General features: G+C 59.9%; 22 protein-coding genes. 1 reads left to right on the top strand and 21 read right to left on the bottom strand.

Annotated elements, in window-relative coordinates; genetic code table 11:
• Window positions 1–27: 27 nt before the first annotated feature.
• From der to trmJ, 19 genes are all read right to left on the bottom strand, one after another.
• Window positions 28–1497, bottom strand: coding sequence for a ribosome biogenesis GTPase Der (gene der, locus M2401_RS21610; protein ID WP_259105875.1), 1470 nt, complete (start codon window positions 1495–1497; stop codon window positions 28–30).
• A 162-nt stretch (window positions 1498–1659) separates the two neighbouring features.
• Complete coding sequence (gene bamB / locus M2401_RS21615) at window positions 1660–2811, bottom strand: outer membrane protein assembly factor BamB (protein WP_259105876.1); 1152 nt, start codon at window positions 2809–2811, stop codon at window positions 1660–1662.
• On the bottom strand, window positions 2804–3445 hold the full coding sequence (locus tag M2401_RS21620; RefSeq protein ID WP_259105877.1) for a tetratricopeptide repeat protein: 642 nt from the start codon (window positions 3443–3445) through the stop codon (window positions 2804–2806). The genes bamB and M2401_RS21620 overlap by 8 nt, the downstream gene beginning before the upstream one ends.
• 40 nt (window positions 3446–3485) lie before the next feature.
• Complete coding sequence (gene hisS, locus M2401_RS21625) at window positions 3486–4775, bottom strand: histidine--tRNA ligase (RefSeq protein WP_259105878.1); 1290 nt, start codon at window positions 4773–4775, stop codon at window positions 3486–3488.
• 35 nt (window positions 4776–4810) lie between these two features.
• A complete protein-coding gene (ispG, locus tag M2401_RS21630) occupies window positions 4811–5920 on the bottom strand; it encodes a flavodoxin-dependent (E)-4-hydroxy-3-methylbut-2-enyl-diphosphate synthase (RefSeq protein WP_259105879.1) in 1110 nt (369 codons plus the stop codon).
• A 3-nt stretch (window positions 5921–5923) separates the two neighbouring features.
• On the bottom strand, window positions 5924–6916 hold the full coding sequence (locus tag M2401_RS21635; protein ID WP_259105880.1) for a RodZ family helix-turn-helix domain-containing protein: 993 nt from the start codon (window positions 6914–6916) through the stop codon (window positions 5924–5926).
• On the bottom strand, window positions 6916–7674 hold the full coding sequence (pilW, locus tag M2401_RS21640; RefSeq protein WP_259105881.1) for a type IV pilus biogenesis/stability protein PilW: 759 nt from the start codon (window positions 7672–7674) through the stop codon (window positions 6916–6918). The genes M2401_RS21635 and pilW overlap by 1 nt, the downstream gene beginning before the upstream one ends.
• Before the next feature lie 14 nt (window positions 7675–7688).
• Window positions 7689–8837, bottom strand: a complete 1149-nt coding sequence (gene rlmN / locus M2401_RS21645; RefSeq protein WP_259105882.1) for a 23S rRNA (adenine(2503)-C(2))-methyltransferase RlmN — start codon at window positions 8835–8837, stop codon at window positions 7689–7691.
• Window positions 8838–8866: 29 nt separating this feature from the next.
• Window positions 8867–9292, bottom strand: coding sequence for a nucleoside-diphosphate kinase (gene ndk / locus M2401_RS21650; protein ID WP_259105883.1), 426 nt, complete (start codon window positions 9290–9292; stop codon window positions 8867–8869).
• An 89-nt stretch (window positions 9293–9381) separates the two neighbouring features.
• Window positions 9382–9582: a Fe-S cluster assembly protein IscX gene (gene iscX, locus M2401_RS21655; protein ID WP_259105884.1), complete on the bottom strand. Its 201-nt coding sequence runs from the start codon at window positions 9580–9582 to the stop codon at window positions 9382–9384.
• A 13-nt stretch (window positions 9583–9595) separates the two neighbouring features.
• Window positions 9596–9937, bottom strand: coding sequence for an ISC system 2Fe-2S type ferredoxin (gene fdx, locus M2401_RS21660; RefSeq protein ID WP_259105885.1), 342 nt, complete (start codon window positions 9935–9937; stop codon window positions 9596–9598).
• Between the two features lie 3 nt (window positions 9938–9940).
• A complete protein-coding gene (gene hscA, locus M2401_RS21665; protein WP_259105886.1) occupies window positions 9941–11803 on the bottom strand; it encodes a Fe-S protein assembly chaperone HscA in 1863 nt (620 codons plus the stop codon).
• 45 nt (window positions 11804–11848) lie between these two features.
• Window positions 11849–12370, bottom strand: a complete 522-nt coding sequence (hscB, locus tag M2401_RS21670) for a co-chaperone HscB (RefSeq protein ID WP_259105887.1) — start codon at window positions 12368–12370, stop codon at window positions 11849–11851.
• Window positions 12371–12378: 8 nt separating this feature from the next.
• Entirely contained in the window at window positions 12379–12702 is a 324-nt protein-coding gene (iscA, locus tag M2401_RS21675) for an iron-sulfur cluster assembly protein IscA (RefSeq protein WP_259105888.1), read from the bottom strand.
• A 42-nt stretch (window positions 12703–12744) separates the two neighbouring features.
• On the bottom strand, window positions 12745–13131 hold the full coding sequence (iscU, locus tag M2401_RS21680; protein ID WP_259105889.1) for a Fe-S cluster assembly scaffold IscU: 387 nt from the start codon (window positions 13129–13131) through the stop codon (window positions 12745–12747).
• 89 nt (window positions 13132–13220) lie between these two features.
• On the bottom strand, window positions 13221–14435 hold the full coding sequence (locus M2401_RS21685; protein ID WP_259105890.1) for an IscS subfamily cysteine desulfurase: 1215 nt from the start codon (window positions 14433–14435) through the stop codon (window positions 13221–13223).
• Between the two features lie 44 nt (window positions 14436–14479).
• Complete coding sequence (gene iscR / locus M2401_RS21690) at window positions 14480–14971, bottom strand: Fe-S cluster assembly transcriptional regulator IscR (RefSeq protein WP_259105891.1); 492 nt, start codon at window positions 14969–14971, stop codon at window positions 14480–14482.
• Window positions 14972–15135: 164 nt separating this feature from the next.
• Window positions 15136–15927 carry a serine O-acetyltransferase gene (cysE, locus tag M2401_RS21695; RefSeq protein WP_259105892.1) on the bottom strand — a complete coding sequence of 264 codons (792 nt, stop codon included), beginning with the start codon at window positions 15925–15927 and terminating at the stop codon, window positions 15136–15138.
• Window positions 15927–16700, bottom strand: coding sequence for a tRNA (cytosine(32)/uridine(32)-2'-O)-methyltransferase TrmJ (gene trmJ / locus M2401_RS21700; protein WP_259105893.1), 774 nt, complete (start codon window positions 16698–16700; stop codon window positions 15927–15929). Before trmJ ends, cysE begins: the two co-directional genes overlap by 1 nt.
• 194 nt (window positions 16701–16894) lie before the next feature.
• Here trmJ and suhB point away from each other — a divergent pair, with 194 nt between their 5' ends.
• Window positions 16895–17710, top strand: coding sequence for an inositol-phosphate phosphatase (gene suhB / locus M2401_RS21705; protein WP_259105894.1), 816 nt, complete (start codon window positions 16895–16897; stop codon window positions 17708–17710).
• 215 nt (window positions 17711–17925) lie between these two features.
• On the opposite strand, the gene M2401_RS21710 is transcribed toward suhB, so the two are convergent.
• Both M2401_RS21710 and secF read right to left on the bottom strand, forming a co-directional pair.
• Complete coding sequence (locus tag M2401_RS21710; protein ID WP_259105895.1) at window positions 17926–18477, bottom strand: glycine zipper 2TM domain-containing protein; 552 nt, start codon at window positions 18475–18477, stop codon at window positions 17926–17928.
• A 115-nt stretch (window positions 18478–18592) separates the two neighbouring features.
• Window positions 18593–19504: a protein translocase subunit SecF gene (gene secF, locus M2401_RS21715; protein ID WP_259105896.1), complete on the bottom strand. Its 912-nt coding sequence runs from the start codon at window positions 19502–19504 to the stop codon at window positions 18593–18595.
• Between the last annotated feature and the right edge of the window lie 8 nt (window positions 19505–19512).

Below are 19512 nucleotides of genomic sequence, written 5' to 3' on the forward strand. Positions count from 1 at the left end.
CCTTTTCCGAGAAAGCCTTTTACAGAATCAACGCTTATCGCGGCGCTTCTTGTCGGCTTTCTTGTGGTGCGACATCATTCGACGCTTCTTGTTGACCTGGCGGTCAGTCAGCGTGTTCTTGTTGCCTTCGTACGGGTTCTCGCCGCCCTTGAATTCGATGCGGATCGGCGTACCGACCAGCTTCAGGACACGGCGATAGGTGTTTTCCAGATACCGCACATACGACTTCGGTACTTTCTCGACCTGGTTGCCGTGGATCACGATCAACGGCGGGTTGGCACCACCCAGGTGGGCATAGCGCAGCTTGATGCGGCGGCTGCCAACCATTGGCGGAGCATGCTCGCTGACGGCGTCTTCGAGGATCTGGGTCAGGCGGCTGGTCGGCCAGCGAGTGACCGCCGACTTGAACGAGTTCTGCACCGACTGATACAGGTTACCCACGCCCGTGCCATGCAGCGCGGAGATGAAGTGGATATCGGCGAAGTCAACGAAGAACAACCGGCGTTCCAGCTCGGTCTTCACGTAATCACGTTCGCTCGGCACCATGCCATCCCACTTGTTCAGTGCGATGACCAGGGCACGGCCGGCTTCCAGGGCAAAGCCCAGCAGGTTGAGGTCGTGGTCGACCACGCCTTCACGGGCATCCATGACGAAGATGACGACGTTGGCGTCTTTGATCGCCTGCAGTGTCTTGACCACCGAGAATTTTTCAACTTCCTCGTGGATCTTGCCGCGCTTGCGCACACCCGCGGTGTCGATCAGCGTGTACTTCTCGTCGTTGCGCTCGAACGGGATGTAGATACTGTCGCGCGTGGTGCCAGGCTCGTCGTAGACGATAACCCGGTCTTCACCGAGCATGCGGTTGACCAGGGTCGACTTGCCAACGTTCGGGCGACCGATAATGGCGATCTTGATGCCGTCTTTTTCGCTCGGGCCCGGAATGCGCTTGGCTTCCTCACCTTCGGCGACGTGCTCGGCTTCGCCTTCTTCGGGCTCTTCCTCGTCACGGGGGAAATCACGCAGGGCGATTTCCAGCATCTGGCTGATGCCACGACCGTGGGCGCCGGCGACCGGAATCGCATCACCCAGGCCCATCGGGCTGAATTCGGCACGGGCCAGCTCAGGATCGATGTTGTCGATCTTGTTGGCGACCACATAGGAACGCTTGTTGCGCTTGCGCAGGTGCTCGCCAATCATCTGGTCCGCAGCGGTGTAACCGGCGCGGGCATCGACCAGGAACAGCACGACATCGGCTTCTTCGATGGCCAGCAGCGACTGCTCGGCCATCTTTTCGTCCATGCCGTGCTCATCGCCGGAGATACCACCGGTGTCGATCAGGATGTAGGAGCGCCCCTGCCACTTAGCCTCACCGTATTGGCGATCACGGGTCAGACCGGACAGATCGCCGACGATGGCGTCACGAGTCCTGGTCAGGCGGTTGAACATGGTGGACTTGCCGACGTTCGGTCGGCCCACCAGGGCGATTACGGGAACCATGCGGCTCTCCACTTCGTTATTTCAGAAAATACAAAAGCCGCTGCACAGCAGCGGCCGGAGCTTGGCGCGACACACCGAGTGTCGCAGGCCTTGTCTGGGCAAGGCCGCTCGACGCTTGCCTCCACCGTCAGGCAGGAGGCTCACATCGAGCATAGACAGCCATTACTTGATCGTCAGGGCTTCCAGTTTGCCGCTGTTGCCATAGACATAGATCATGTTGCCATCCACCAGCGGCCGGGCACGCACGCCGTCGCTGTCGATACGCTCGCGACCGACGAAGCGACCGTCAACCTGGCTGAGCAGGTGCAGATAGCCTTCGAAGTCACCCACAGCGACATAGCTGGAGTAAACCTCTGGCGAACCCAGCTGGCGACGAGCCAGTTGGTCGTTGGTCCACAGACCGGTAGTGGTGCGCTCATCGACGCCCTCAACCGAACCGTTGGCCAGGCTCAGGTAAACGCTGCCAAAGCCCTGGGCAACGCCCGAGTAGCTGGAGGCATCACGCTGCCAGAGAATACGACCGCTTTCCAGATCCAGACCGGCAACGCGGCCCTGATAGCTGGCGACGTAGATGGTATTGCCCGACAGCAGCAGGCCGCCGTCGATATCCACTACACGATCGAGTTCGGAGCGACCTTGAGGGATCGCCACACGCTGCTCCCAGACCGGTACGCCGTTGCTGGTATCCAGTGCCACGACCTTGCCAGTCGAAAGACCGGCAATGGCCAGATGGTTGGTGACCAGCGGTGCACTTGTGCCGCGCAGGGTCAGTACCGCCGGGGTGCTTTCGTAGATCCAGCGACGGTTGCCGGTGGAGGCATCAAAGCCAACCACACGGTCGTCCTGGGTCTGGACTACAACCACATCACCGTTGTTGACCGGTGGAGCCAGTACTTCGCTGGTGACGTGGGCGCGCCATTTTTCTTCGCCGTTGGTCACGTCCATGGCGATGACTTCGCCCTTGAGCGTACCGATGGTCAGCATGCCGTAGGCCACGCCGACGGCGCCGGAGACCGGAACCTTGAGATCTTTCTTCCAGATCACGTCGCCGTTCATGCGGTTCATCGCCACGACTTCGCCGTTGACGTCGGCGGCGTAGATGTTCTGGCCATCAATGGCCGGCACCAGCATGTTGTAGGTTTTACCCTGACCATCACCGATCGAACGGCTCCATTGCTTCTGCAGGACCACTTCTTCCTTGAAAGAAGTCAGTTCGGCGGGCGGCAATTCCTTTTTGCTGTTGCTGCTGCAACCCACGGCCATAACGGCCAGGGCCAGCAATGCTGCATGTTTCCAACGGATCACGTCACGCATCCCCTTTGGCCAGGTCGTCGAGTTTCATTTGCAGGTCACCCACAGCAGCCTCTTCGGACAGCGCGGATTTAGCTTTCTGGTATGCAGCGTGAGCTTCATCAGCACGACCCAGTTGCACCAGCAGGTCGCCCTTGAGTTCTTCACGGCTGGCCAGGAATGCCTTGTCGGCATCGCCAGCGAGCAGTTTCAGCGCATCTTCGGCCTTGTTCTGTGCCGCCAGGATCCGGGCCAGACGCTCACGGGCGATTTCGCCCAGGGTCGGGTTGACCGGCTTGTCGAGTACAGTCTTCAGCTCAGCCGCAGCATCATCGAGCTTGCCGGCATCGACGGCAACCTTGGCGACGAACAGACTGCCGTATTGGGCGTATGCGGTGCCAGCGTATTCGCTTTTCAGCTTGCCGGCGACGTCGGCGACACGGCCGATATCAGCCTGGCCGCTTGGCGTCAGCGCGGTTTCGAGCAGTTGCTGATAGAGCGCCGAAGCGCCCTGGGTCTGGTTGCCCTGGTATTTCTGCCAGGCCTGCCAGCCAAAGAACACGATCAACGCCAGCAGACCGCCAGTTACCAGGGGTTTGCCGTTGCGCTGCCACCAGTCCTTCATTACCGCCAGCTCTTCATCTTCGGTACGCGACACCCCAATACTCCTATTCGCTAAATCGGCTGTTAATCAGCTCTCAACCCTGCACGACGCAGGCGGCCAGGTGCTCGGACAGAGCATCCCAGGCAATATTTTGTTGTTCGCCCTGACCACGCAGGGGTTTGACCCCGATGATCTGCTGGGCCAGCTCTTCTTCGCCAAGAATCAGGGCAAACAGCGCACCGCTCTTGTCGGCTTTCTTGAATTGGCTCTTGAAGCTGCCGGCACCGGCGTTGACTTGCAGGCGCAGGTCCGGCAACTGGTCGCGCACACGCTCGGTCAGGGCCAGGGCAGCCAGTTCGGCCGCTTCGCCGAAGGCGCAGAGGTAGACGTCGACCTGACGGGAGATCTCTTGCGGGATCTGCTCCAGGGTTTCCAGCAGCAGTACCAGGCGCTCGATACCCATGGCGAAACCAACACCCGAGGTCGGCTTGCCGCCCATCTGCTCCACCAGACCGTCGTAACGGCCACCGGCACACACGGTGCCCTGGGCGCCGAGCTGGTCGGTGACCCACTCGAAAACGGTCTTGCTGTAGTAATCCAGCCCACGCACCAGCTTGGGATTGATCACATAAGGAATGCCGGCCGCATCCAGGCGCGCTTTCAGACCTCCGAAATGCACGCGGGATTCTTCGTCCAGGTAATCCGCCAGTTTGGGCGCATCCACCAGTACGGCCTGGGTTTCCGGGTTCTTGGTATCGAGCACGCGCAGTGGGTTGGTCTTCAGCCGACGTTGGCTGTCTTCGTCCAGTTCGCTCAGGCGGCTGGAGAGGAATTCGACCAAAGCGTCACGATACCGACCACGGGCTTCGCTGGTGCCCAGGCTGTTCAGCTCGAGCTTGACCGCATTGCGGATGCCCAGCAGGCCCCACAGGCGCCAGGTGAGCACGATCAGTTCGGCGTCGATGTCCGGACCGTCGAGGTTGAACACTTCGACGCCAATCTGATGGAACTGGCGATAACGGCCTTTCTGCGGGCGCTCGTGGCGGAACATCGGGCCGATGTACCAGAGTTTCTGCACCTGGCCACCGCCAGTGATGCCGTGCTCAAGCACCGCTCGCACGCAGGCCGCCGTGCCCTCAGGGCGCAGGGTCAGGGAATCGCCGTTGCGATCCTCGAAGGTGTACATCTCTTTTTCGACGATATCGGTGACTTCACCAATGGAGCGCTTGAACAGCTCGGTGAATTCGACAATCGGCATGCGGATCTGGCGATAACCGTAGTTATCCAGCAGACGCGAAACGGTGCCTTCGAAGTAGCGCCACAGCGGCGTCTGTTCCGGCAGGATGTCGTTCATGCCACGAATGGCTTGCAGGGACTTGCTCACAAAAAATCCTTAGCGAAATCTTCTATTGGCCACACTCAGCCGCGGGCGATGAGCGCCGCTTCAGCTGCGACTTTTTCGGCCGCTTTCTGCCGGATCAAGCGTTCAAGCTCATCCACCAGATTGTCATTGGTCAGTTTCTGCGCCGGCTTGCCGTCGATGTAGATCAGGTTCGGCGTACCACCGGTGAGGCCGATATGCGCCTCCTTGGCTTCACCAGGACCATTGACCACACAACCGATCACCGCCACGTCCAGCGGCACCAACAGATCTTCGAGGCGCCCTTCCAGGTCGTTCATGGTCTTGACCACATCGAAGTTCTGCCGCGAGCAGCTCGGGCAGGCGATGAAGTTGATCCCACGGGAACGCAGGTGCAGCGACTTGAGGATGTCGTAACCGACTTTCACCTCTTCGACCGGATCAGCGGCCAGGGAGATGCGGATAGTATCGCCAATTCCTTCGGCCAGCAGCATACCGAGGCCGACGGCAGATTTCACTGTGCCTGAACGCAGGCCACCGGCTTCGGTGATACCCAAGTGCAAAGGCTGAATGATTTGCTTAGCCAGCAGACGGTAGGCCTCAACGGCCATGAACACGTCGGAGGCCTTGACGCTGACCTTGAAGTCCTGGAAATCCAGGCGATCCAGGTGATCGACGTGGCGCAGGGCAGACTCCACCAGCGCAGCCGGGGTCGGTTCGCCATACTTCTTCTGCAGGTCTTTTTCCAGTGAGCCGGCGTTGACCCCGATGCGAATCGGGATACCACGGTCACGGGCGGCATCCACCACCGCGCGCACACGGTCTTCGCGACCAATGTTGCCGGGGTTGATCCGCAGGCAATCGACGCCCAATTCGGCTACGCGCAGGGCGATCTTGTAGTCGAAGTGGATGTCGGCGACCAGAGGCACCTTGACCAGTTGCTTGATGCGGCCAAAGGCTTCGGCGGCGTCCATGTCCGGCACGGAAATACGCACGATATCGACACCGGCGGCTTCCAGACGGTTGATCTGGGCGACCGTGGCAGCCACATCGTTGGTGTCGCTGTTGGTCATGCTCTGTACGGCAATCGGCGCATCACCGCCGACAGGGACCGAGCCGACCCAGATTTTGCGGGATTCGCGACGCTTGATCGGAGATTCGCCGTGCATGATTTATTGCCCCAGCTTCAGGCGAGCAGTCTCGCCACTGGTGAATGGAGCGACGTCGACTGCCTGACCGTTGTAGGTCACCTGGGCGCCGCGAGCAAAGCCAAGGCGGACGGTCAGCGGCGGTTTGCCATTGACGTCAACGGTATCGCCCTTGCGTTTCAGGCCGCTAAGCAGCACTTTGCCGCCGCCGTCGGTGACCTGGGTCCAGCAATCGGCAACGAATTGCAGCTTCAATTGGCCATTACCTGCCGGGACTTCAACCACCGGCGCTGCTTCGCTGGTAGTCGGTGCAGCAGTCGGCGCGGTGGCAACCGTCGGCGCAACAGGCTGCGGTGCATGAACAGGCGCAGCCGGCGGCGTTGCAGCCCCATGGGCCGGAGCCGCAGGTCCTGTCGGCGCTAGCGTAGCAGCCGGAGCAGTCGCGGTTTCAGCAGCCGGTGCGGTATTCAGTGGCAGTGGCGCTTGCTGGACAGGCTTCGGCGCTTCTTCCGGCTCGTCCAGCGGATGAATCTGCGTGGTGCCGTCGGCGCTTTCCACTTCCACATGCTCAAGGGCCAGGCCGCCCTGATCCTTGCCACGGGACGAAGTCTGATCCTGCCACCAGACAAAGCCGCCACCCACCAGCACTACCAGCAACAGCAGGCTGACGATGCGCAGGATATTGTGGGACAGGCGCACAGGCTCCTCGATACGGCCCAGCGCATGTACCGCACTGCCCTTGCCGTCGGTGCCGGTGGTCTGGTCGAACTGGTTGACCAGCGCGGCCTGATCCAGATCCAGCAGCTTGGCGTAGGCGCGGATATAACCCCGGGCGAAAGTATTGCCGGGCAACTTGTCGAACTCACCGGCCTCGACGTGGCTCAGGGAAGTCACGGTGAGGTTCAGCCTCGTGGCCACATCGGGCAGCGACCAGTTCCTGCTCTCGCGGGCCTGGCGCAGGGTTTCTCCAGGATTCATGCGAGTGGTTGCCACAACTTCGGGATGCGCCGCTTTCATCATTGCTCCGACAGGTATTGCTGATATTCCGGCGTACCGGGATAGAGTCTTTTTAGTAGCAGCCCGTAACTGGCCACTTTGTTGCGATCGTCATAGATCTTGCCCAGTCGCGTACCGAGCAACAGGCTGCGCGCGTTCTGCTCGCTGACCTTGCTGAAACGATCGTAGTATTCGCGCGCCGGCACATATTGCCCGTCTTCGTAAGACAACTCAGCCATTTCCAGCAATGAGCGGGACAATTGACGATCCAGGTGCAGGGCTTTGGTGAAATGTTCACGTGCAGTGTCGCGCTGACCCAGTTGGATGGCGGTCAGCCCCAGGTTCTCGAAAACCCGTGAGCGGCCGGGGTAGAGGTTGTCTTCGGCAGCCTGCTGGAAACGCTCATAGGCTTCCTTGTACTTCTTCTGCTCGTACAGGAAGCTCCCGTAGTTGTTGAGGATACGGGCGTCGTTATGGCTGTTGGACAGGGCCTTGCGAAAGTACTGCTCGGCCAGGTCCGGCTCCATCTCGGCCTGGAACACCAGGGCCAGGGTGGCGTTGGCGTCCGGGTCGGAGCTGTTCATTTCCAGGGCTTTCTTGAGCGGCACCTTGGCCCGCTCGGTCTGCCCCTGCTGCAAGTAGCCCACGCCCAGTTGGACGTAGGCCGCGCGTGCCTCGTCGCGTCCCTTGCTGGTGCTCATGGGGTCGATATTACCCGATGAAACGCAACCAACCAGCGAGGTCAGGAACAACAGCAACAGCGCAGCACGCACAGACATGGGTACCCTCTCGGTCAGTTTCGCGGCGCGGCGCTTTGCACCACATCGGCCTCGGCACTCAGCTCACGTACAGCAATGTAACGTTCACTGCGACGAGTCCGGTCCATGACCTGGCCAACCAGTTGGCCACAGGCTGCATCGATATCTTCGCCGCGCGTGGTGCGCACAGTGACGTTGAAACCGGCCTGATGCAACTGATCCTGGAAACGGCGTATTGCATTGTTGCTCGGACGCTCGTATCCGGAGTGCGGGAAAGGGTTGAACGGGATCAGGTTAATCTTGCAAGGCGTGTCCTTGAGCAGCTCGATCATCTCGACCGCGTGCTCGACCTTATCGTTGATATCCTTGAGCAAGGTGTACTCGATGGTCAGGACACGCTTTTCGCCCAATGCCGACATGTAGTTGCGGCAGGACTCAAGCAGCATCTTGAGCGGGTACTTCTTGTTGATCGGTACCAACTGGTTGCGCAGCGCGTCGTTGGGCGCGTGCAGCGACAGGGCCAGGGAGACGTCGATGTGCTTGGCCAGCTCGTCGATCATCGGTACCACGCCGGAGGTGGACAGGGTCACCCGGCGCTTGGAAATGCCATAGCCCATGTCATCCATCATCAGATGCATGGCGGCAATGACGTTGTCGAAGTTCAGCAGCGGCTCACCCATGCCCATCATCACCACGTTGGTGATGGCACGGTCGACGGTCGCCGGGACGCTGCCAAAGGATTTGTTGGCAATCCACACTTGGCCGATGACTTCGGCGGCGGTGAGGTTGCTATTGAAGCCTTGCTTGCCGGTGGAGCAGAAACTGCAGTCCAGGGCACAGCCTGCCTGGGACGAAACGCACAAGGTGCCGCGTTTTCCCTGGGGAATGTACACGGTCTCAACGCAGCTGCCGGACTCAACGCGCACTACCCATTTACGGGTGCCGTCGCTGGAAATGTCCTCGCTGACCACTTCCGGACCGCGAATCTCGGCACAGGCCTTGAGCTTTTCGCGCAGGGCCTTGCCGACATTGCTCATGGCGTCGAAATCATCGACGCCATAGTGGTGAATCCACTTCATTACCTGACCGGCACGGAAGCGCTTCTCCCCTATCGAGTCGAAGAACTTTTCCATTTCCAGCTGAGTCAGCCCCAACAGGTTTGTCTTGCCAATCGATTCAGTCATGAATTCACCTTCGCTCGTAGACCGCAGTCTTATCGAGCGGTTACTTCGGTAGCAGCGAAGAAGTACGAGATTTCGCGGGCAGCAGCGGCTTCCGAGTCGGAACCGTGTACAGCGTTGGCGTCGATGGAGTCAGCGAAGTCAGCGCGGATGGTGCCGGCAGCAGCTTCTTTAGGGTTGGTAGCACCCATCAGCTCGCGGTTCAGAGCGATAGCGTTTTCGCCTTCCAGAACCTGAACAACAACCGGACCGGAGATCATGAAAGCAACCAGGTCGCCGAAGAAACCGCGAGCGCTGTGCTCAGCGTAGAAACCTTGAGCTTCAGCCTTGGACAGTTGCTTCAGTTTCGAAGCTACGACGCGCAGGCCGGCTTTTTCGAAACGAGTGGTGATCTCGCCGATTACGTTTTTAGCAACGGCGTCAGGCTTGATGATCGAGAAAGTACGTTGAACAGCCATGTGAAACTCCAGAAACTGTGATTAAAGCGAAAAATTAAACCCGCGAATTATACGCGGGTTCCTTGGTATTGCCTAACCTGCAAAGAGGATCAGTCGATTTCTTCGGCCCAGAGGGTCTGGACAGCTTCCAGGACCTTCTCACCAACGCGCCCGGATTCATTGTCAAAATCGGGCAATTCCTTGATCCATTGCTGCAAAACCACGAAATTGACTGAAAACGGGTCGACACCCGGTTTGGCTTCAGCCAGCTCTTCGGCAATGCGTTGTACATCATTCCAACCGTAGCTCATTTCAGCATCTCGATCAGTGCGGCGCTTCGGCCGCATGGTTGAGCGAATATTTCGGGATCTCGACGGTCAGGTCTTCACTGCCGACCTTGGCCTGGCACGCCAGGCGCGACTGCGCTTCCAGACCCCACGCACGATCAAGATAGTCCTCTTCCAGCTCGTCGGCCTCTTCCAGCGAGTCAAAACCCTCGCGGATGATGCAGTGACAAGTGGTGCAGGCGCACACACCGCCGCAGGCGCTCTCGATCTCGATATGGTTGTCATGGGCCACTTCGAGGATGGACTTGCCTTCCTCGGCCTCGACAACCATACCGTCCGGGCAGTGCTCGGCGTGTGGCAGAAAAATGACCTGCGGCATCAGTTATTCCTCGATTTCATTCAGATTGCGCCCTGCCAGTGCGGCCTTGACCGTCGAATCCAGGCGGCGGGCTGCAAATGCGTCGGTCACTTGCGACAGACGCTTGGTCTGTTGCTCGATGGCCGGGCCATCGGTGCCTTGCATCAATTCACGGAGTTCATCCATCTGCAGTTCGATGACCATGCGCTCTTCGGCATCGAGCAGACGCTCGCCGTCGGCCTCAAGGGCACCCTGCACGGCTTCCAGCAGACGCTCGGCGTCCACCTGCTGCTCGCGCAGGACACGGGCGACCTTGTCATCGCTGGCGTACTGGAACGAATCCTTGAGCATGCGGGCGATTTCGCCGTCGGTCAGGCCGTAGGACGGCTTGACCTGGATGCTCGATTCGACACCCGAACCCAATTCACGGGCCGAGACGTTGAGCAATCCATCGGCATCGACCTGGAAGGTCACACGGATCTTCGCGGCACCGGCCACCATCGCCGGAATGCCACGCAGCTCGAAGCGCGCCAGGGAGCGGCAATCGCTGATCAGCTCGCGCTCACCCTGCAGGACATGGATCATCATGGCCGTCTGGCCATCTTTGTAGGTCGTAAAGTCCTGGCCGCGTGCGACGGGGATGGTGGTATTGCGCGGAATCACCTTCTCCATCAGGCCGCCCATGGTTTCCAGCCCCAGGGACAACGGAATCACGTCCAGCAACAACAATTCTTCGCCATCGCGCTTGTTGCCCGCGAGGGTATCGGCCTGGATCGCAGCCCCGATGGCCACCACTTGATCCGGATCGATTTCGGTCAACGGCTTGCGACCGAACAATTCGCCCACGGCTTCACGCACGCGCGGCACACGAGTCGAACCGCCCACCATGACCACGGCTTCAACTTCTTCGATTTCGATACCGGCATCGCGCACCGCACGGCGGCAGGCTTTCAGGCTGCGAGCCAGCATCGATTCGATCAGCGCATTGAACGCTTCACGGCTCAGCTCGCCCTTCCAGTCACCGTATGCAACCTCAACCGACGTTGCATCAGTCAGGGCTTCTTTCGCCGCACAGGCAACCTGCAGCAGGCTGCGCTGGGCAGAAGGGTCGATGTCGGCGGACAGACCCGCCGAGCTGACGATCCAGCTGGCGATGGCATGGTCGAAATCGTCGCCGCCCAAGGCACTGTCGCCACCGGTGGCCAGCACTTCGAACACACCGCCGGTCAGGCGCAGGATCGAGATATCGAAAGTACCGCCGCCCAGGTCATAGATAGCCACGACGCCCTGGGCATGCTGATCCAGGCCATAGGCCACGGCAGCCGCAGTCGGCTCGTTGAGCAGGCGCAGCACGTTCAGGCCAGCCAGACGCGCGGCGTCCTTGGTGGCCTGGCGCTGGGCGTCGTCGAAATACGCAGGCACGGTGATCACCGCGCCAACCAGCTCGCCGCCCAGGGTCTGTTCAGCGCGTTGACGCAGGACCTTGAGGATGTCCGCCGAGACTTCCACCGGGCTTTTCGGCCCCTGGATGGTCTCGATAAAGGGCATATGCGACTCGCCGCCGACAAAGCGGTAAGGCAGTTGCTCACCCAATTGCTTGACGTCGGCCAGGCCGCGGCCCATCAGGCGCTTGACCGAGAGCACGGTATTGAACGGGTCGATGGACGCCGCAGCCTTGGCCGACTGCCCGACTTCGACGCGATCGGCGTGATAGCGTACGGCAGACGGCAGGATGACCTGGCCTTCAGCGTCAGCCAGTGGCTCGGAAAGACCACTGCGCAACGCAGCGACCAGCGAATTGGTGGTGCCCAGGTCGATCCCGACAGCCAAACGGCGCTGGTGGGGTTGAGGACTTTGGCCGGGTTCGGCGATCTGCAGTAGAGCCATGCTTGTCTGAACATCACAGGCGCGCCGCCCAAGGGCGACACGGGGTTAGTCGTCGAGGCGCTCTTCCAGCTGGCGCACTTCGTAAGAGAGCTTGTCGAGGAACTGCATGCGCCGCATCAGGCGTTCGGCCTGGTCGCGTTGTGCTGCATCATCCCAACAGGCGGCAAAACTTTCGCCCAACTGTTCCTGAGCCACTTTCAACCGCCGCTTGAACACGGCAACGCCGGCCAGGTCCGCATCATCCTGCAGTTCCTCAAGCTCCTCACGCCATTGCATCTGCTGCATGAGGAATTCGGGATCTTGCACGGTGACTTCCAGCGGCACCTCATTACCCCCTATCGCCAACAAGTAACGCGCCCGTTTCGGCGCACTCTTGAGGGTCTGGTAGGCTTCATTGAGGCTGGCGGAACGCTCCAGCGCAACACGCTGCTCACGCTCGGAAGCGTCGGCAAAGCGGTCGGGGTGCACGCTACGCGCCAATTCGCGGTAGCGGGTGGCCAACTGATCAAGGTCCAGGCGGAAACCGGGCTGGAGCTCGAACAGGGCGAAATGACAAGGAGTACCCACGTTCAGCCTCAGACGTTGAAGCTTTCGCCGCAGCCACATTCACCGCGCGAGTTGGGGTTGTTGAACTTGAAGCCTTCGTTCAACCCTTCCTTGACGAAATCCAGTTCGGTGCCATCGAGGTAGACCAGGCTTTTCGGATCGATAATGATCTTGACGCCGAACATCTCGAACACGGTGTCTTCACCGCCCGCCTCATCGACGAACTCGAGCACATAGGCCAGACCCGAACAGCCCGTGGTGCGAACACCCAGACGAATACCGTCACCCTTGCCGCGCCCATCGAGGGAGCGACGTACGTGGTTGGCGGCAGCTTCTGTCATGCTGATAGACATGGAAACTCCTTACTTAGCGCAAGCGTGGGGAAAAGCGGCTGCTTACAGCAGGCCTTTCTTCTGCTTGTAGTCGCGAACGGCGGCCTTGATGGCGTCTTCGGCGAGTACCGAGCAGTGGATCTTCACCGGCGGCAGAGCCAGTTCTTCGGCCAGCTGAGTGTTCTTGATGGTCTCTGCTTCATCCAGAGTCTTGCCTTTCATCCACTCGGTCGCCAGGGAGCTGGAGGCGATAGCCGAACCGCAGCCGTAGGTCTTGAACTTGGCATCTTCGATGATGCCTTGTTCGTTGACCTTGATCTGCAGGCGCATAACGTCGCCGCACGCCGGAGCGCCGACCATGCCGGTGCCTACGTCTGGATCTTCCGCGTCCATCTTGCCGACGTTGCGCGGGTTCTCGTAGTGGTCGATGACCTTTTCGCTGTAAGCCATGATTCGTTTCCTCTCACATCAGGGTGCCGCTCTGCGGGTCATGTTCAATCTGGCAAGACCGTCATGACCCGTCCGGTAGGCGGCTTGAATTAGTGCGCCGCCCACTCGATCTTGGAGATGTCGACACCGTCTTTGTACATATCCCACAGCGGCGACAGAGCGCGCAGCTTGGTAACGGCCTCGCAGACTTTCTGCGCGGCATAATCGATCTCTTCTTCGGTAGTAAAGCGGCCGAAGGTGAAGCGTATCGAGCTATGGGCCAGTTCGTCATTACGACCAAGGGCGCGCAAGACGTAGGAAGGCTCAAGAGACGCCGAGGTGCAGGCCGAACCGGACGACACCGCCAGGTCCTTGAGCGCCATGATCAGCGACTCGCCTTCGACGTAGTTGAAGCTCAGGTTCAGGTTGTGCGGTACACGGGCGGTCATGCTGCCATTGATGTACAGCTCTTCCAGGTTTTCGACCTGCTTGTAGAAGCGATCGCTCAAGGCTTTCAGGCGCACGTTTTCAGCGGCCATTTCTTCCTTGGCAATACGGAAGGCTTCACCCATGCCGACGATCTGGTGGGTCGCCAGGGTGCCGGAACGCATGCCGCGCTCGTGACCGCCGCCGTGCATGGTCGCTTCGATGCGCACACGCGGCTTGCGGCTGACGTACAGCGCGCCAATACCTTTAGGGCCGTAAGTCTTGTGGGCCGAGAAGGACATCATGTCGACCTTGAGCTTGCTCAGGTCAATCTCGACTTTGCCGGTGGACTGGGCCGCGTCGACGTGGAACAGCACGCCACGGGAGCGAGTCAGCTCACCGAGGGCGGCGATGTCGTTGACGGTGCCGATTTCGTTGTTCACGTGCATGATCGACACCAGGATGGTGTCTTCACGCAGGGCTGCTTCGACCATGGATGGAGTGATCAGGCCGTCTTCGCCCGGATCCAGGTAGGTCACTTCGAAGCCTTCACGCTCCAGTTGGCGCATGGTGTCCAGGACAGCCTTGTGCTCGATCTTGGAGGTGATCAGGTGTTTGCCTTTACTGGCGTAGAAGTGCGCTGCGCCCTTGATCGCCAGGTTGTCGGACTCGGTGGCACCAGAGGTCCAGACGATTTCGCGAGGGTCGGCGTTGACCAGATCAGCCACCTGACGGCGGGCGTTCTCGACTGACTCTTCGGCTTTCCAGCCGAAAACGTGGGAGCGCGAGGCCGGGTTACCGAAGTTTCCGTCCACCAGCAGGCATTCGCTCATCTTCTGGGCGACACGCGGATCAACCGGAGTCGTCGCGGAGTAATCGAGGTAAATCGGCAATCTCATTGAATCTCTCCTATCAGGCAGGCGCACCGCTCATTCATCTACGTTCATTCGACGGCGGACGTTTCAATCTTATCCAGTTGCGGCACCTTGCTTGAGCAACGGCGCTGGTCCTGGCGCTGGGCGACTTCTTGTACCTCACGGCGAGTGACAAGGTCGGCCAGACTGATACCGCTCAGAAACTCGTGAATCTGTGCACTGAGGTCGCACCACAAGTGGTGGGTCAGGCAGGTGTCGCCGGCATGGCAATCGCCAAGGCCCTGGCAACGGGTCGCATCGACCGATTCATTGACCGCATCGACCACCTGCGCCACCTGGATGCCACGCATGTCGCGGGACAGCTGGTAGCCGCCACCCGGACCACGGACACTGGAAACCAGATTACTGCGACGCAGCTTGGCGAACAGTTGCTCGAGGTAGGACAAGGAAATCCCCTGTCGCTCGGAAATATCGGCCAGGGACACTGGCCCGTGCTGCGCGTGCAACGCCAGATCGAGCATGGCGGTCACAGCGTATCGGCCTTTTGTAGTCAGTCGCATGGCGTGTACCACGGGGGTTCGGGATGGGAGCGAGTATGCTATTCCCGAGTATTTAAGTCAACTATAAGACCAAGCAAAATAGTCGGGATTGCGCGCAAAAGAGCGGCGGTATCATAGCAAACGATGGGGCACATTGACATGCCCCATGCGCTGCGGCCATTGCTCTAACCGACCTTGGCCTCGACGCCTTTGGCTTCAGTGTCATCCTTTACACAATCGAAGACTTCATCGCGCAACTCGGGCAATTCCCCCGCGCAATAGTCACTGCCCAGCTTGGTCAGGGCTCCGCACATACCCTCCAACCGACCATCGACGGCCTGCAGGTGATCAAGCAACTGGCCAATGGCCCGCGCCACCGGATCGGGCATGTCTTCGCTGACACCGTAGGCATCGAAGCCCAGCTTTTCAGCGATAGCCTTGCGCTTGGCTTCAACGGCGTCGTCGGACTTGACGATGATCCGCCCCGGAATGCCCACCGCCGTGGCACCCGCCGGTACTGCCTTGGTGACCACCGCATTGGAGCCGATCTTGGCCCCGGCACCTACAGTGAACGGGCCCAGCACCTTGGCGCCCGCGCCCACTACCACACCGTCTTCCAGCGTCGGATGGCGCTTGCCCTTGTTCCAGCTGGTGCCGCCCAGGGTCACACCCTGATAGAGGGTCACATCATTGCCGATCTCGGCGGTTTCACCGATGACAATGCCCATGCCGTGGTCGATGAAGAAGCGGCGACCGACCTTGGCTCCCGGATGGATCTCGATACCCGTCAGCCAGCGGCCGAAGTTCGACACCACCCGCGCCAGCCACTTCCAGTTGTTGCGCCACAGAATATGACCGAGGCGATGCAGCCAGATGGCGTGCATGCCCGGATAGCAGGTCAGCACTTCAAAGGCGTTGCGCGCGGCAGGGTCACGGTGAAACACACTTTGGATATCTTCTCGCAGACGTTCGAACATTATTGATCCTTGCGCTTGTAAGGTTCACCACGCGCAGCTTTCTGGGTCTCGGTCAGGACGCCGCGCAGAATGCTCAGCTCCGACTTTTCCACTTCGCTGCGACCGTAGAGTCGACGCAGGCGCGCCATCAGGTGACGAGGCTTTTCAGGATCGAGGAAACCGATGGCGACCAGAGTCGACTCCAGGTGCCCATAAAACCCTTCCATTTCATCCATCGTCGCCAGATCGGCGTTACGCACTGGCGTCACTGCATTGCTTTGATCCGGGGTCACCTCGGCCTGGGCGGCCAGCCAGGACATGCGCACCTCATAACTGAGGACTTGCACGGCAGCCGCCAGGTTGAGGGAGCTGAACGCCGGATCGGACGGGATATGCACGTGATAATGACATCGCTGCAGCTCGTCATTGGTCAGACCGGCGTGCTCACGGCCAAACACCAGGGCCACTTCGGCACCCTGCCCCGCCTGCTCGGCGACCAATACACCGGACTCACGGGGATCGAGCAAAGGCCATGGCAGGCTGCGGTCACGGGCACTGGTGCCCAGCACCAGCGTGCAACCGGTCAGTGCCTCTTCGAGGGTGGCGACCACTTGCGTGTGCTGAAGAATATCGTCGGCACCCGAGGCCCGCGCTGACGCTTCCGGCGACGGGAATACCTTGGGGTCGACCAGCACCAGGCGCGACAGCCCCATGTTTTTCATGGCGCGCGCAGCCCCACCGATATTGCCGGGGTGACTGGTTCCGACCAGGACAACACGAATGTTCTGCAACAAGGCAAGGCGCTCTATATGTGGATCATGGGGGGCAAATCTTACAGAACCACCCTGCGTAACGCCATGAACGCCTGCATGGCCGTCGGTCATTTCACACGACGCTCATAGGCTGTAACGACAACGCAACGCTGGAAATATTCTGCCGCAATCAATAGAATGCCCGGCTCTCTTTAACAACCTCAGGTGAAACGTCCATGCAGCCCATGCTGAATATCGCGCTGCGCGCCGCCCGCAGCGCCAGCGAATTGATCTTCCGCTCCATCGAGCGCCTGGATACCATCAAGGTCGACGAAAAAGACGCTAAAGACTATGTAACCGAAGTCGATCGCGCAGCTGAACAGAGCATCATCACCGCTCTGCGCAAGGCTTACCCTACCCATGGCATCCTCGGCGAAGAAAGCGGCCTGCACGCGGGCAGCGGCGAAGGCGCGGATTACCTGTGGATCATCGACCCGCTGGACGGCACCACCAACTTCGTCCGTGGTATCCCGCACTTCGCGGTCAGCATCGCCTGCAAATACCGCGGTCGCCTGGAACACGCCGTGGTCCTGGACCCGGTTCGCCAGGAAGAATTCACCGCCAGCCGTGGCCGTGGCGCCGCACTGAACGGCCGCCGCCTGCGCGTCAGCCCGCGCAAGAGCCTGGAAGGCGCCCTGCTGGGTACCGGCTTCCCGTTCCGCGACAACCAGATGGACAACCTGGAAAACTACCTGGGCATGTTCCGCAGCCTCGTTGGCCAGACCGCCGGCATCCGCCGCGCAGGCGCCGCGAGCCTGGACCTGGCCTACGTGGCAGCCGGTCGTTTCGATGCATTCTGGGAGTCGGGCCTGTCCGAGTGGGACATGGCAGCAGGCGCCCTGCTGATTCAGGAAGCAGGCGGCCTGGTCAGCGACTTCACCGGCGGTCACGAATTCCTCGAGAAAGGCCATATCGTTGCGGGCAACACCAAGTGCTTCAAGGCTGTCCTGACAGCCATCGCACCGCACCTGCCAGCATCGCTGAAGCGCTGATTTTATAGCGCCCACAAAAAAACCGGCCAAGGCCGGTTTTTTTGTGCCTGTAAATTGGAGCCTTGAATCACAGATTTACAACGATTGTGGGAGCGAATTCATTCGCGAATACGGCAATTCACTCGATGAAAATGTCTCGCCTGTACCGAAGCTTTCGCGAATGAATTCGCTCCCACATCATTCACTCCCATGCCATGCAACCAAGAGACCCGGCATTACTGCGCAGGCTGACCCGCCTGCCCCAGAATCAACTGCCCTTCCTTGTTCACCGGAATCTGATTCCCCGGATCACGATCCATGCGCACCTGGCCGAACTTGTCATTCAACTTGTACTTCACGTCATAACCCACGACCTTGTCGCTGATGTCATTGACCGTGTTGCAGCGGGTTTGCGTGGTGGTGTAGGTGTCGCGATTCTGCATACCTTCCTGCACCTTATTACCGGCATAACCACCACCGACCGCACCGGCCACTGTGGCGATTTTCTTGCCGTTACCGCCGCCGACCTGATTACCCAGCAGGCCGCCGGCCACCGCGCCGATCACGCTGCCGACAATCTGATGCTCGTCCTTGACCGGTGCACGACGGGTCACCGCCACGTCCTTGCACACTTCGCGAGGGGTTTTGACTTGTTCCTTGATGGGCTCCACTGCGACGACATCCGCATATTCAGGGCCGCTTTTCACGAGGCTATAGGCGGCAATAGCACCACCGGCGGTGACACCGACAGCACCCAATACAGCACCAACTAGCAACGACTTGTTCACGTGAACCTCCAGACCATCTCAGGCGCAAATTTCTGCGCATTACCTAGCCTTGGAGCACAAAAAAAAGCGCGAGTTCACACTCGCGCTTTTTTAACAGACAGATAACCGTCAAGTGTTAAGGACGGTCGTCCACCTTGTCGGCTACCACTGGCGGAATCAGATCCTCAGTGGTCAGGTTCAGCCAGATCAGCACCACGTTGGCGATGTAGATCGACGAGTAGGTACCCGCCAATACACCAATGAACAGCGCGACGGAGAAACCGTGCAGGCTGTCGCCGCCGAAGATCCACAGGGCAACAATGGCCAGCAGCGTCGAGATAGACGTGGCCATGGTACGCAGCAGGGTCTGGGTGGTGGAGATGTTGATGTTCTCGATCAGCGACGCCTTGCGCAGCAGACGGAAGTTCTCGCGAACCCGGTCGAATACTACGATTGTGTCGTTGAGCGAGTAACCAATGATTGCCAGTACCGCCGCGAGCACCGTCAGGTCGAAGGTGATCTGGAAAAACGACAGGATGCCCACGGTCACGATCACGTCGTGGATCAGCGAAACAATGGCACCGACCGCGAACTTCCACTGGAAGCGGAACGCCAGGTAAACCAGTACGCCGCCCAGCGCCAGCAGCATGCCGATACCGCCCTGGTCGCGCAGCTCTTCACCGACCTGTGGACCGACGAATTCGACGCGCTTGACGGTTACCGGGTTGTCCGCCTGCGCTTTACGCAGGGCATCGGCCACCTGGGCACCCAATTGCGGGTCATCGCCCGGCATACGAACCAGCAGGTCAGTGGTAGCGCCGAAGCTCTGAACCACAGCTTCCTTGTAACCGGCACCGAACAGCTCTTCACGAACCTTGGCAAGGTCTGCCGGACGCTCGTAGGTCAGCTCGATGAGCGTACCGCCGGTGAAGTCCAGGCCGTAGTTGAGGCCTTTGTGGAAGCAGCTGAACAGGGCAATCGCCGTGAGGAGCATGGTGAAGGCAAACGCAAGGTTGCGAATGCCCATGAAGTTGATGGTAGTTTTCATGGCAGCCC

This window comes from Pseudomonas sp. JUb42, from assembly GCF_024807945.1.
GTDB lineage: Bacteria > Pseudomonadota > Gammaproteobacteria > Pseudomonadales > Pseudomonadaceae > Aquipseudomonas.